General features: G+C 73.1%; 12 protein-coding genes and 1 pseudogene. 9 read left to right on the top strand and 4 right to left on the bottom strand.

All coding sequences use genetic code 11. The features are described from left to right. Nucleotides 1–11: 11 nt before the first annotated feature. From HL658_RS15430 to HL658_RS15390, 9 genes are all read left to right on the top strand, one after another. Nucleotides 12–521, top strand: a complete 510-nt coding sequence (locus HL658_RS15430; protein ID WP_180282642.1) for a tripartite tricarboxylate transporter TctB family protein — start codon at nt 12–14, stop codon at nt 519–521. 2 nt (nt 522–523) lie between these two features. Beyond that, nucleotides 524–2,056 (top strand): tripartite tricarboxylate transporter permease, encoded by a 1,533-nt coding sequence (locus HL658_RS15425; protein ID WP_180282641.1) that lies wholly within the window; start codon nt 524–526, stop codon nt 2,054–2,056. Nucleotides 2,057–2,104: 48 nt separating this feature from the next. Beyond that, the gene (locus HL658_RS15420) at nt 2,105–2,905 is read left to right on the top strand and encodes an IclR family transcriptional regulator (RefSeq protein WP_180282640.1); all 801 of its coding nucleotides are present in this window, start codon (nt 2,105–2,107) and stop codon (nt 2,903–2,905) included. 417 nt (nt 2,906–3,322) lie between these two features. Further along, nucleotides 3,323–4,339 carry an NrtR DNA-binding winged helix domain-containing protein gene (locus HL658_RS15415; RefSeq protein ID WP_180282639.1) on the top strand — a complete coding sequence of 339 codons (1,017 nt, stop codon included), beginning with the start codon at nt 3,323–3,325 and terminating at the stop codon, nt 4,337–4,339. A 103-nt stretch (nt 4,340–4,442) separates the two neighbouring features. Beyond that, on the top strand, nt 4,443–5,444 hold the full coding sequence (gene nadA, locus HL658_RS15410; protein ID WP_180282691.1) for a quinolinate synthase NadA: 1,002 nt from the start codon (nt 4,443–4,445) through the stop codon (nt 5,442–5,444). Nucleotides 5,445–5,448: 4 nt separating this feature from the next. After that, nucleotides 5,449–7,020, top strand: a complete 1,572-nt coding sequence (locus HL658_RS15405; protein WP_180282638.1) for an L-aspartate oxidase — start codon at nt 5,449–5,451, stop codon at nt 7,018–7,020. Then, nucleotides 7,005–7,838 (top strand): carboxylating nicotinate-nucleotide diphosphorylase, encoded by an 834-nt coding sequence (nadC, locus tag HL658_RS15400; RefSeq protein WP_180282637.1) that lies wholly within the window; start codon nt 7,005–7,007, stop codon nt 7,836–7,838. Before HL658_RS15405 ends, nadC begins: the two co-directional genes overlap by 16 nt. 176 nt (nt 7,839–8,014) lie before the next feature. Continuing rightward, nucleotides 8,015–8,725, top strand: a complete 711-nt coding sequence (locus HL658_RS15395) for a glutamine amidotransferase (protein ID WP_180282636.1) — start codon at nt 8,015–8,017, stop codon at nt 8,723–8,725. Then, entirely contained in the window at nt 8,725–9,468 is a 744-nt protein-coding gene (locus HL658_RS15390) for a YggS family pyridoxal phosphate-dependent enzyme (protein WP_180282635.1), read from the top strand. Before HL658_RS15395 ends, HL658_RS15390 begins: the two co-directional genes overlap by 1 nt. 185 nt (nt 9,469–9,653) lie before the next feature. On the opposite strand, the gene HL658_RS15385 is transcribed toward HL658_RS15390, so the two are convergent. The 4 genes and pseudogenes from HL658_RS15385 to HL658_RS15370 form a co-directional block, all read right to left on the bottom strand. Continuing rightward, a complete protein-coding gene (locus tag HL658_RS15385; protein WP_180282634.1) occupies nt 9,654–10,997 on the bottom strand; it encodes a VWA domain-containing protein in 1,344 nt (447 codons plus the stop codon). A 3-nt stretch (nt 10,998–11,000) separates the two neighbouring features. Continuing rightward, nucleotides 11,001–11,933, bottom strand: a complete 933-nt coding sequence (locus HL658_RS15380; RefSeq protein WP_180282633.1) for an AAA family ATPase — start codon at nt 11,931–11,933, stop codon at nt 11,001–11,003. Further along, complete coding sequence (locus tag HL658_RS15375) at nt 11,930–12,802, bottom strand: acyl-CoA dehydrogenase family protein (protein WP_180287642.1); 873 nt, start codon at nt 12,800–12,802, stop codon at nt 11,930–11,932. Before HL658_RS15375 ends, HL658_RS15380 begins: the two co-directional genes overlap by 4 nt. Nucleotides 12,803–12,915: 113 nt before the next feature. Further along, a pseudogene (locus HL658_RS15370) lies at nt 12,916–13,338 on the bottom strand (3-oxoadipyl-CoA thiolase); the annotation flags it as partial.

The raw sequence follows: 13,338 nt of genomic DNA, 5'->3' as shown, positions 1-13,338 counted from the left end.
GGAATGATCCGATGAAGACCGGCGACGCCGTCATCGGCGCGATCGTCCTTGCCGCCGGCGTCGCCATCGTCGCGGGTGCCGCCAGCCTGCCGCCGATGATCGGACAGATCGTCGGTCCTGGCTTGTTTCCGACGGTGATCGGCGCCTCCATGGTCGCTCTTTCACTGCCGTTGCTCGCGCGCGGTCTGCGCGCGCCCCGCACGGCACCGGGAACGGAGCCGGGGCCGGACGCGATCGGGACGCCCCCGGACGCCGCCGCGGTCCCGGGGCGCGACCGCAACAGCCGGTGGGCGGTTCCGGTGATCCTGGGTGGGCTGGCGCTCTATCTGCCATTGCTCGACATCGTCGGCTTCCGGGTGCTGACGGTGCTGTACGTGGTGGCGGTGATCCGCGCTGCCGGCGGCTCCCTGCCCGGCGCCATGCTGTTCGGTACGGCGATCACGCTGGCGGTCGATTACGGATTCACCCGCGGGCTGGGCGTGCCTCTGCCGCCCGGCGCGCTTCCGCTGGTCGGAGGCTAGGAATGGACGCCGTGCTTCAGGCCCTGCAGATGGTGGGCACGCCCACCACCATCGCGGTCATCCTGCTGTCCTCGCTGTTCGGGCTGTTCGTCGGCGCCATTCCCGGCCTCACGGCGACCATGGCGACGGCGCTGCTGGTGCCGGTCACCTTCTTCATGGACCCGGTACCGGCCATCGCCGCCATCGTCGCCTGCACCGCGATGGCGATCACCGCCGGCGACATCCCCGGCTGCCTGCTGCGCATACCCGGCACCCCGGCCTCGGCGGCCTACACCGACGAGGCCTACGCCATGACCCGCAAGGGACAGGGGGAGCTGGCGCTCGGCGTCTCGATCATGTCCTCCACGATTGGCGGGCTGTTCGGCTTCGTGGTGCTGGCGTTCACCGCTCCCCTGCTGGCCGACGTCGCCCTGCAATTCTCGAGCTTCGAGTATTTCTGGTTGGCGGTGCTCGGCCTGACCTCCGCCGCCTTCATCAGCGCCGGGGACCGGATCAAGGGCGTGCTGTCGCTGCTGATCGGGCTGTTCATCGCCACCGTCGGCATGGACCCGTTGACGGGCTCCGCGCGCTTCACCTTGGGCAGCGAGGAACTGGCGGGGGGCATCAGCTTCGTGCCGGCGATGATCGGCATGTTCGCCCTGTCGGAGATCATGCGCACGGCCGGCACCCCGTTCGATGCGGGCGGCATCGCGGGGCGCGTGACCGGCAACCCCTTCCGCGGCGTAGGCGCGGCGCTCGGCACCTACAAGGCCGGTCTGGTCCGCGGCTCGCTGGTCGGAACGGTCATCGGCGCTCTGCCGGGGGCGGGTGGCGACATCGCGGCCTGGATTTCCTACGCCATGAGCCGCCGCTTCTCCAGGACACCGGAGAGGTTCGGCACCGGCCATGTCGAAGGGCTGGTGGAGGCCGGTGCGTCCAACAACAGCGCACTCAGCGCGGCGTGGGTCCCGGCCATGGTGTTCGGGATTCCCGGCGATGCCGTCACCGCGATCGCCATCGGTGTGCTCTACATGAAGGGGATGAATCCCGGCCCTACCCTGTTCACCGCCAACCCCCAGAATCTCTACGCCGTGTGGACCGTGTTCGTCATCGCCAACCTGCTGATGATCCCCTTCGGCTGGCTGGCGGTGCGCGCGGCCCGCGGCATCTTCCAGGTGCCGCGGCCGCATCTGATGGCCACCATCCTGCTGTTCTGCATCGTCGGTTCCTTCGCCATCAACAACACCGTCTTCGGCGTCGGGATCATGCTGGCCATGGGTGTCCTGGCCTATGCTCTGGAAGCCAACGGCTTTCCGATCGCCCCGGTGATCCTGGGCATCGTCATGGGGCCGCTGATCGAGACGAACCTGCTCACCTCCATGATGATCACGCAGGGCGACGTGCTCGGGCTCTTCTCCCGCCCGATCGCGGCGGTCCTCGGTGTGGCGACGCTCGCGATCTGGACGATACCCCTGGCTCTCATGGGCATGCGGGCGCTGCGCAACCATCCGGCGGTGGGTCGCGGCAGGACGGGCAACCGGACCCGCGACGCTTGACATGCGTTGGCGCCCCCTTATTTTCCCGGAATGCGGGATTTATCAGCGATGACGGACAACAGCACCATGGACCTGCCGAACCGGCGCCATTCCGATGAGAACCTGAAATCGCTGGTCAAGGTGGTGCGCGTGCTGGAATGCTTCTCGACCATGGACCGTTCCCTGTCGCTCGCCGAGATCTGCCAGCGCACCGGATTCCCGCGCAGCACCACCCACCGGCTGCTGTCCTCCATGCGCGAGGTGGGCTTTCTGGACCAGGACCGGGAACGCGACCGCTACCGGCTGGGGCTCAAGCTGTTCGAGTTCGGGAACGTCGTGCTCGCCAACATGGACCTGCACCGGGAGGCCCGGCCTTATGTCGAGACGCTCGGCCGGATCAGCGGGCAGAGCGTGCATCTGGCGGTGTTCGACGGCCGGCAGGCCATCGTGATCCACCGCCACGATCCGTCGCCCGACAGCGGTACGTCGCCCAACTTCATCGAGGCGGCACCGGTCCATTGCACCAGCGTGGGCAAGGCGATCCTGGCCTTCCAGCCGGATCCGGTGATCGAACGGATCATCGATGGCGGGCTGAAGCGGTTCACCGAGAACACGATCGCCGAGCCGGATCGGCTGCGCGAGGAGCTGGCGCTCATCCGCGAGCGCGGCTATTCCGTCGATAACGCGGAACACCAGCCGGGGCTGCGCTGCGTCGGGGCCCCCATCCGCGATTCCGCCGGCCGGGTCTTCGCCGGCATCAGCGTGAGCGGCGCTGCCTGGCGCCTGCCGGTCGCCGAGGTGGAGAACCTCTCCAAGATCGTCATGCACCACGCGGCGGCGATCTCGACCAGCCTGGGCTACCGGGGCTGAGGGCCGGGGCGCACCGATGGCGCGAGGGGCGCCGCCATGACAGGCTGCCGGTCGAACAGCCGCTGGTTGATCACGTCGGTGCGGCCACCCCGCTGGCGTTTCCCCGGCTCCTGCCGGTCACATCCGGCACGACGATGCGCGACACCGACGAGCCACCGCTGATCGGGGGCCGGGTGGGGAGACGAACGGAGCAGCCGCGGCCGGATGGACCATCGTCGCGCCGAACTCCGCGGCGGACACCGCCCGGCGGAACACCGCGAACAATTCCCGCCCGTTCCCGGAGGCGGAAGCGGAGGCGACGCCGGCGCGGTGACAGCGGAACGCGCGGCTAGGCTGCCGGTGGCCGGTATGGCAAGGTCGCCGCGCCCACCGCGAGGTGGGCGCACCGCACCCCTGCCCGAGACCGGATGAACCGACGTGCCTGATGCAACCCGCTTCGACCTGACGGCCGTCGTCCTGTCCACCTTCGGCGGGGAGGTGCGGGTCGCAACCACGGCGGCGGGCTGGGAGCCGCCGGAGCTGGCGCCCACCCAACACCGGCCGCCGTCGCACCGCGACGGGCTGCCGACCCGCGCCTTCGATCCGGACGCGCACCGCACCTTGCAGGAGGCTGTGCGCGCCATGGCTGACAGCGACCATGGACTGCGGCTCGGCTATGTCGAGCAGCTCTATACCTTCGCCGACCGGGGCCGCGATCCGCGGGAGTTGTTCGGGGGGCCACGGGCGGTCGCGGTCGGCTACCTGGCGCTGGTGCGCGAGGCGGGGCAGGGAACACCGGACGGCATCGTGTGGCGCGACGTTTATGAGCACCTGCCCTGGGAGGACCGCAGGACCGGAGTGCCGGTGATCCTCGGCAACGTCGTCGCCCCCGCGCTGGACCGCTGGGTTGCCGGGGCCGACAGTGAAGGGCTGGCCGTTCGCCGACGCGAGCGGGTCGAGCTGGCCTTTCCCGGTGCCGAAGGGTCCTGGGATCCCGTCCGCGTGCTGGAGCGGTACGAGCTGCTCTACGAGGCGGGGCTTCTGGTGGAAGCGGGGCGTGACCGGGCGCTCGCCGAAATCGCCGGCGGTGGAAGCGGGGCGCCGTTCGGCCCGATGCCGGCGGCCCTTGGACGACCGATGGCCGGGGACGCGCGCCGTTTCCTGGCGACGGCGCTGGAGCGTCTGCGCGGCAAGCTGCGCTACCGCCCCGTGGTGTTCGAGCTGGTGCCGCCGGCCTTCACCCTCAACCATGTGCAGAAGGTCGTGGAGGCACTGACCGGCACACGGCTGCACAAGCAGAACTTCCGCCGTCTGCTGCTGTCCGGCGGACTCGTCGAGCCGACCGGGCGGATGGACACCCAGACGGGTGGGCGGCCGGCCGAGCTCTTCCGGTTCGGCCGCGAGGCGATCCACGAGCGCACAAGCTCCCGGCGGGGCGAGATCCCGGAATCCTGAAAAGCGGCACGGCAAACCGGTTGACCGCCGTGCGCGGCCATATATACTCATGATGAGTAAAATAGCTTAAACTCAGATGGAGTTTAATGGCCCAATGACCGGGATGCCTGCGCTTGGCCGCGAAACCGCCCTCCCCGCCGCCCTGCCGGATCGTCGCGAACGTCTCGCCCGCGTCATCCCGCCCATGGAGTGGCCTGTCCACGAGCCCCTGATCCAGGCGATCGAAGCGCTCAAACGCGAACGCAACGCCGTCGTCCTGGCGCACAATTATCAACGGCCGGAGATCTTCCACGGCGTGGCGGACATCGTCGGGGACAGCCTGGCCCTGGCGCGGCGGGCGGCGGAGGTGGATGCCGCGGTGATCGTCATGGCCGGGGTCCGCTTCATGGCGGAAACGGTGAAGCTCCTGAACCCGGAGCGGACCGTGCTGCTGCCCGACCGCGAGGCCGGCTGCTCGCTGGCCTCGTCGATCACCGCCGAGGATGTGAGGGCGCTGCGGGCGCGCCATCCCGGCGTTCCGGTGGTCGCCTACGTCAACACCTCGGCGGCGGTGAAGGCGGAGGTGGACATCTGCTGCACGTCCGGCAACGCGGTGGAGGTGGTGGAGTCGCTCGGGGTGCCGCGGGTGCTGATGATCCCGGACGAGTATCTGGCGCGCCACGTCGCCTCGCGCACCTCCGTCGAGGTGATCGCCTGGACCGGACATTGCGAGGTGCACGAGCGCTTCACCGGGGCGGAGATCCGGGCGTACCGCGAGGGCTTCGACGGGCTGGCGGTCGTCGCGCACCCGGAATGTCCCCCCGACGTGCTGGCGGAGGCGGACGTGGTCGGCTCCACCCAGCGCATGCAGGATTTCGTCGCCGCCAACCGGCCGCGCCGGGTGCTGTTGGTGACGGAGTGCTCGATGAGCGACAACCTCGCCGCCCTGTTCCCCGACGTCGAGTTCGTCCGCCCGTGCAACCTGTGCCCGCACATGCGGCTGATCTCGCTCGCCAACATCCTGGAAAGCCTGCGCCGGTTGGAGCCGCGCATCGACATCGAGCCCGCCCTTGCCGCACGGGCCCGCCTCTCGGTCGAGCGCATGCTCGCCGTCCGCCCGCGGTGACGTCATGCCAGACCTTCGCGACACGCCGGCCGTCGTCGTGGGCTCGGGCGTGGCGGGGCTCAGCGCGGCGCTGGCCCTTGCCCCGATGGGCGTCACCGTCCTGACCAAGACCACCGGGCCGGCCGGCGGATCGAGCCTGCACGCCCAGGGCGGCGTGGCGGCCGCGCTCGGCCCCGACGACACGCCGGCCCTGCACGCCGCGGACACGGTGGCCGCCGGGGCCGGGCTCGTCGATCCTGACATGGCCCACCTGCTTGCGGCCGCCGGGGCCGAGCGGATCCGCGCCCTGATCGCCGACGGTTTTCCGGCCGACCGGGATGCGCAGGGACGGCTGCTTCTCGGCCGGGAGGCGGCGCACGGCCGCGACCGGATCCTGCATGCCGGTGGCGATGCGACGGGCCGGGCGCTGCACGCGTTCCTGCTCGGCATCGCCGTGCGGACACCGGGGATCACGATCGTGCCGGACGCGGTCGCCGTCGACCTGATGGTGCGCGGCGGCCATGTCCGCGGTGTGCTGACGCACGGAGCGGACGGCTGGACGGTCCACCGGACGCCGCGCGTGGTGCTGGCGACGGGCGGAATCGGCGCGCTGTTCGCACGGACGACGAACCCGCCGGAGGTGACGGGCGACGGCCTTGCCATGGCCGCGCGCGCCGGCGCGCGCCTTGCCGACCTCGAATTCATACAGTTCCACCCGACGGTGCTGGACGCCGGGGACGACCCGGCACCGCTCCTGACCGAGGCGTTGCGGGGGGCGGGGGCCCGGCTGGTGGACGCGGAGGGCCGTGTCTTCATGGCCGAGGAGCACCCGCAGGCCGACCTCGCCCCGCGCGACGTGGTGGCCCGTGCCGTGCATAGCCGCCGGGCCGCCGGGAAGGCCGTCTTCCTCGACGTCCGCCCGGCGCTGGCGGGCGGTGCCGGGCGCTTTCCGACGCTGCTGAAGACCTGCGCCGCAGCGGGTCTCGATCCCTGGAGCGACCTCCTCCCCGTGGTTCCGGCCGCGCATTTCCACATGGGCGGGATCGCGGCCGACGCTGACGGCCGGAGCAGCGTCATGGGCCTCTGGGCCTGTGGCGAAGCGGCGCGAACCGGCGTTCACGGCGCCAACCGGCTTGCCAGCAACTCGCTTCTCGAAGGCCTCGTCTTCGGGAACCGCGCCGGCCGCGACGCAGCGGCGGCGGCGGCGCCTACGCCGGACGACGGTCTCCCGACCGATCCGCCGCCGGTACCGGTCGCCGCCGCGGCGGGCCGGGTCACGGGCATCATCGCCGATCTCCGCCGCCTCATGCAGGACCATGTCGGCATCGAGCGCGACGCGGCGGGGCTCGCCCATGCGGCCGACCGCATCGACGCCCTGACGGCGGCGTTCGCCGGCTTGCCGGCGGAGCGGCGCCGGCGCCACGACCCGGCCATCCTTCGGACCTGGGCGGAGGCCGGCAACCGCCTGACCGTCGCGGCGCTCATCGTCCGCGCGGCCGCCGCCCGGCGGCGAAGCAGCGGTGCCCACCGCCGCACCGACGAGCCGCCCCATCCCCACCACCCCGACGAAGGAATGCCCGCATGCCGAATCCCTTGATTCTCGACGAGATCGTCCGCCGCGCGCTCCAGGAGGACCTGGGCCTTGCCGGCGACCTGACCTCCAACGCCGTGATCCCGCCGGGAATCCGGCTGGAGGCCCGCCTCGTCGCCCGCCAGCCCGGCGTGATCGCCGGGGTCGAGGCGGCCTCCCTCGCGTTCCGGACACTCGATCCCGGTGCCGAGATCCGCGTCGCCGTGCCGGATGGCGGCCTTGCCGACGCAGGGGCCACCCTCGTCGACGTGCGTGGGGACGCGCGCGCCCTGCTCACCGCCGAGCGAACCGCGCTGAACCTGCTGTGCCACCTGTCCGGCGTGGCGACCGCGACGCGCGGTCTGGTGGACGCGGTCGCCGGCACGCGCTCGCGCATCGTCTGCACGCGCAAGACCACGCCCGGACTGCGCGCCCTGGAGAAGCAGGCCGTCCGGCTCGGCGGCGGCCACAACCACCGCTTCGGTCTCGGCGATGGGATTCTCGTCAAGGACAACCACATCGCCGCGGCCGGCGGGATCGCGCCCGCGGTGGAGCGCGTGCGGGCCGCCGTCGGCCACATGGTCAAGGTGGAGGTCGAGGTGGACAGCCTCGACCAGCTCGCGACCGTCCTGGCCCTGCCGGTCGATGCGGTGCTGCTGGACAACATGCCTCCCGACCTGTTGCGCCGGGCGGTCGCGATGGTCGACGGCCGCATGGTGACGGAAGCGTCGGGAACCGTGGGCCCGAAGACCGTCCGCGCGGTGGCGGAGACCGGCGTGGACATCATCTCGGCCGGCTGGATCACCCACAGCGCGCCGATCCTCGACATCGGCATGGACGTGTGACGCGAGCCCGCCGGGCCGGATACCCAATACGGCGCCGCGGCCATTCCGGCTGGAGCTCCGGCTCTGGCGCATGGGTCGGTTGGGGAATGGTCGGGTTTCGCCGGTCGGCGCTTCATGCAGAGTGGGGCGGCGGTGTCGCGTTGCCAGGACCAGACCGCGGGACGGTGGAGGATGCGATGGTGAAGACGGCCGTGGCGCTGCGCCACATCCATTTCGAGGATCTGGGGAGTTTCGGCCCGGCACTGGCCGCGGCCGGCTACGAGGTCCGCCATCACGACGCGGTGGCGGGCGACCCCGCGGCGCTGGATCCGCTGGGTCCGGACCTGCTGGTCGTTCTGGGCGGGCCGGTCGGCGTGTACGAGACGGATGCCTATCCCTTCCTGGCGACCGAACGCGCCATGATCGCCCGGCGGCTGGCGGCGCGCCGGCCGACGCTCGGCATCTGCCTCGGCGCGCAGTTGATGGCGGCGGCGCTGGGCGCCGAGGTGCGGCCGACCGGCGTGAAGGAGATCGGCTTCGCGCCGCTCGTCCTCACCGATGCCGGGCGGCGCGGGCCGCTGCGCCATCTGGACGGCGTGCCGGTGCTGCACTGGCACGGCGACGCCTTCGCCATACCGGAAGGGGCGGAGGGGCTGGCGACGACGCCGCTCTGCGCCACCCAGGGCTTCGCCCTCGGCCCCACCATCCTTGGCCTCCAGTTCCATCCGGAGGCGGACGCCGAGGCGGGGCTGGAGCCCTGGCTGGTCGGCCACGCCTGCGAACTGGCGGCGGCCGGCATCGACCCGCGGACCTTGCGCGCCGACGCCGCCCGCTACGGGCGCGGGCTGCGGGAAGCCGCCACCGCGATGCTGTCGGCGTGGCTCGCCGGGCTGGAGGGGCGAGCGTGATGACCGACACCGACGCGGCTGGCATCGCGCAACGGCTCGATCAGGTCCGCGCCCGCATCGCGGACGCCGCCGCCCGCTCCGGCCGGCCGGCGGAGGCGGTGCGCCTCGTGCTCGTGACCAAGACCGTGGAACCGGAGCGGGTGCGCGCCGCCATCCGGGCCGGGCAGGCCGAGCTTGGCGAGAACAAGGTGCAGGAGGGTCGCCGCAAGGCCGAGGCGCTGGCCGGTGAGCCCGTGCGCTGGAGCATGATCGGCCATCTGCAGAGCAACAAGGTGAAGGACGCGCTGCGCTTCGCCGACGAGCTGCAGTCGCTCGACCGCGCGTCGCTGGCGGAAGCGCTGGACCGCCGGTTGCAGACGCTCGGGCGCGGGCTGGACGTGCTGGTGCAGGTGAACAGCTCCGGCGAGGCCAGCAAATACGGGCTGCCGCCCGAGGACGTGGCCGGCTTCCTGCGCCAGCTCACCGCGCACACCGCGTTGCGGCCGCGCGGCTTCATGACGCTCGCCCGCTTCACACCCGATCGCGAGGAGGTCCGCCGCTGCTTCCGGGTGCTGCGCGCCATCCGCGACCGCGCCATGGAAGAGGCGCCGCAAGGCACTGCGCTGGCTGACCTGTCCATGGGCATGTCGGGGGATTACGAGCTGGCCATCGAGGAGGGCGCCACCATCGTGCGCGTCGGGCAAGCGGTGTTCGGCCCCCGCCCGCTGCCTGATTCCCACTATTGGCCGGAGGCTGCGGCATGAGCCGGGTGGTGCGGGAGATCCCCTGCACCATCGGCGCGCCGGTGACCGCCGGCCAACCGCACGTCGTCGCCCCGGCCGCGATCGGCTCATGATTCCGTCGCACCGCCGCCGCCGGGAATGGTGGTCGGCGCGCGCGGCGGAGGGGGACGGCAGGCGGCTCGGGAGGCTGTCCGCCAGCCGGCCGGTCACGCCCCGTCGACCCAGCCCTGGAGCACCCGTTCCAGGTCGCTGGCCGACGCGCAGTGGACGACGGCGTGGCAGAGGCTGGCGTAGGCCGGCATCTCGCTGTCGCCGGTACCCCACAGCGCCGGTGGTTCCGGCGTCAGCCACAGCAGCCGGCGGCAGCGGCGGCGCAGCGTGGCCAGCGCCTCCAGCCCCGGGTCGCCGCCGTTGCCGCGGCCGTCGCCGAACACCAGCAGGGTCGTGCGACGGCCGAGCCGCAGGGTGCCGTCGCCGGCCACCTCGCGCAGCACCCCGCCGTAATCGGTGGGCATCAGCAGGCAGCGGTCGGCCGCGGCGGCCAGCGTGGCGTTGCCGGCCGTGCCCCGGCGCAGCGCCGCGGTCACGTCGATGGCGCTGCCGGAGAACAGCCGCGCCTCCACCGGGGCACCCGAGCGCGCCAGCCCGGCCAGGAGCGCCAGGAAGAAGCGCGTCGAGCGCGCCATGGAGCGGCTCGCGTCGCACAGCACCACGAGCCGCGCGTGCGACGGCTTCGGCACCGCGCGCGGAATGCTCACCGGGTCACCCCCGCTGGCCGCCAGCACGCGGAACAGCCGGCGCATGTCGGGCGGGCCGCCGCTGGGCCGGGCGCGGCGCCGCCGCGCTTCCGCCGCCAGCTTGCGGGCGACGGTGGCGGCGAGCGCCGCGACCCGCGGGTCACGGTCCACATCGAGCGTGCCGAGCCGGGCCGCCCGGAAGGCTGCGGTCGCGGCGGTGGCGGACGGCGGTCGGACCACCGGCAGGTCGCGGGCGGCCAGCCGGCGCGCCTGCTCCACGATCCAGCGCCGGGAATCGTCCAGCCGATCGGCCAGGGCCATGCGTTCGGGATCGCCGCCGCGGCGCAGCGCCTCCGCGTCGCGGGCCAGCGCGTCGGCCCCCATGGCGTCCAGGAAACCGCGGACGGCCAGCCCGCGCCCGCTGATTCCCTGCCCGCCTCCGGCCGCGGCGACGGCACCGCCCCAGGCCTGCGCCATGTCGGCGACGACCGCCCCGCGCCCCTCCTCCAGCAATCGGCGGGCCAGTGGTGACAGCTCGGGCGGGGCCGGACGGCCGGCACCGTCCCCGGACTCCGCCCGCGCGGCGTCCGCGAGGCCGGAGGTACCGTCCAGCCAGCGGTCGAAGCAGCGTCGGAACACCGCCGCCTCGGCCTCCGACTTGGCGAGCGTGGCGGCGAGTGCCACCCGCAGCTCCTCCCGGCTGGACAGATCGATGCGCTCCAGCGCCCGCACCGCCTCCATGGCCTCGGGCGGGGAGGTGCGGCAGCCGCCCTCGCGCAGCGCCCGCACCAGCCGCAGGACCGCCGTCAGCACCGGTCAGGCCCCGCGGCCGTCGGGCAGCACGCGGTCCATGGCCGCCCACACCGCATCATGGTCGGCCGCGGTCTTGGCGAGCAGACCCAGCGTCGCCTGCACCACCTCCCGCCCCAGGTCCTCGGCCCCCAGCAGCACCAGCGCGCGCGCCCATTCCACCATCTCGCCGGTGGAGGGGGCGCGCTGCAAGGGCTCGGCGCGCAGGCGGCGCACCATGGCGACCACCTCGGCGCAGAGCCGGCCGCCGATGCCCGGCACCCGGCGGGCGACGATGCACCGCTCCGTCTCCTCGTCGGGCATGCCCAGATGCAGGTACAGGCAGCGGCGGCGCAGCGCGTCCGACACCTCGCGCGTGGCGTTGCTGGTCAGCACGATCAACGGACGCACGACGGGCGTGATGGTGCCGATCTCCGGCACGGTGATCTGGTATTCCGCCAGCAGCTCCAGCAGCAGCGCCTCGAAGGCGGGGTCGGCCTTGTCCACCTCGTCGACCAGCAGCACCGCCCCGGCCGGGGACCGCAGCGCCTTCAGCAGCGGCCGCTCCTCCAGGAACTCGAAGGAAAAGAGCCCGGCGTCCAGGTCGCGCAGCCGCTCCAGCGCCCCGGCGAGCCCCGTGGTGTTCGCCAGCACCTCGTCCACCCGGTGCCGCAGGAACTGCGCGAACAGGAGTTGCTTGCCATACTGCCACTCGTAGATGGCCTTGGATTCGTCCAGCCCCTCGTAGCACTGCAGCCGCACCAGCGGCAGGCCGTAGGCGCGGGAGACGGCCTTCGCCAGCTCGGTCTTGCCGCTGCCGGGCGGCCCCTCCACCAGCATCGGGCGCTCCAGCGCGCGCGCCAGATGCACCGTGCCCGCGATCTCCGTCCCGCACAGATAGCCCGCACCGTCCAGATCCCGGCGGACCTGCTCCACGGCCGTCGGTCGGCCCTCCGTCATGCCCGCACGCTCCCTTCCGTCACCATCCGATACTCCTCCCCGGCCTTCGCAAGCCGCCGCGGCGAGTCGGCGAGGCCGATCCGCAGCAACACCCGCATCCCCGGCAGCGGTTCACCCACGGAGGCGCCCTCCGCGGCGTCGGCAAAACGCCGGCAGGCTTCCCAGGCGGCGACGTAGAGCGCCGAATCGCCGCCGCGCCGCCGCCGGTCGATGAGCCGCAAGGCCAAAGCCTCCGCCCCCTGCCGCTCCGCATCCAGCCGGCCGAGCGATGCGGCGTCAAGGCCCTGCGCCACCGCATCGCGGATGACCCGCTCCATGGCGCCGAGCAGAAGACCCGGCATCAGCCGCCGCTCCATCCCGGCGAACCGCCGGACCGCGGCATCGACCGCCGCCCCCGCCGCGGGCAGCCGCGCGGTTGCCGGCAGGCGGCAGCCGTCCAGAGTCAGCACGGCGTGGGCGCCCTCGTCCAGCCCCGGCACGTCCATGGCCGCAAGGGCCAGCCCGGCCGTCCCGGCGGGCAGCAGGAAGGCGGCGCTCTCCCCGTCCGGTGCCCCGATGCGGACCAGCACCACCGTCAACCCGGCGGTCAACCCGTTGGTGACGTACGCCTTGCGCCCCTGGAGAACCCAGCCGTCCCCGTCCGCCACCGCGACCGCCGGCCCGTCCGAGCCGCGCGCGTCGGTCACCGCCAGCGCCACCAGCCGCCGCCCGGCGACGAGGTCGGCCGGCGCGGCCCGCCATTCCCCTCCCTCCGACAAGGGGGCGACCACCTGGGCCGTGCACAGCGTGTGGACCAGCCAGGACAGCCCCTCCCCGAGCCCGCCGGAACGCCGACCAAAGCCGGCGGCCGTGGTCAGCAGCCTCCGCATCGACGCCCCGCCACCACCGCAAGCCACGGGAACAGCCATCCCGGCCAGAGCGGTTCCGCCGCGTCGGTGCAGCCAGCCGGGGACCGCCTCCGGCCGGGCAGGCCAAACCGCGCTCACCCCACCCGCTCCAGCGCCAGCGCCGCACCCTGCCCCACCCCGACGCACATGGTCGCCAGACCCAGCCGGCCGCCGCCGCGTTCGAGCTGGCGCGTGAGCGTGCCCACCAGCCGGGCACCCGACATGCCCAGCGGATGGCCGAGCGCGATGGCGCCGCCGTTGGGGTTCACGTGCGCCGCATCGTCGGGCAGGCCGAGGTGCCGCAGGCACGCCAGCGACTGGCTGGCGAAAGCCTCGTTCAGCTCCACGCAATCCCAGTCGCCGATGTGCCGGCCGAGCCGGGTCATCAGCTTCTGCGTGGCCGGCACCGGGCCGATGCCCATGACGCGCGGCGCCACCCCGGCCGACGCGGCACCCAGCACGCGGGCGCGCGGCGTCAGCCCGTGCCGCTCCACCGCCGCCGCCGACGCCAGGACCAG

Source organism: Azospirillum oleiclasticum, from assembly GCF_013423485.1.
In the GTDB taxonomy this organism is placed as follows: Bacteria; Pseudomonadota; Alphaproteobacteria; order Azospirillales; family Azospirillaceae; genus Azospirillum; species Azospirillum oleiclasticum.
Note: the sequence above shows the minus strand (reverse complement) of the source record. Positions and strands in the feature narration are given on the sequence as shown.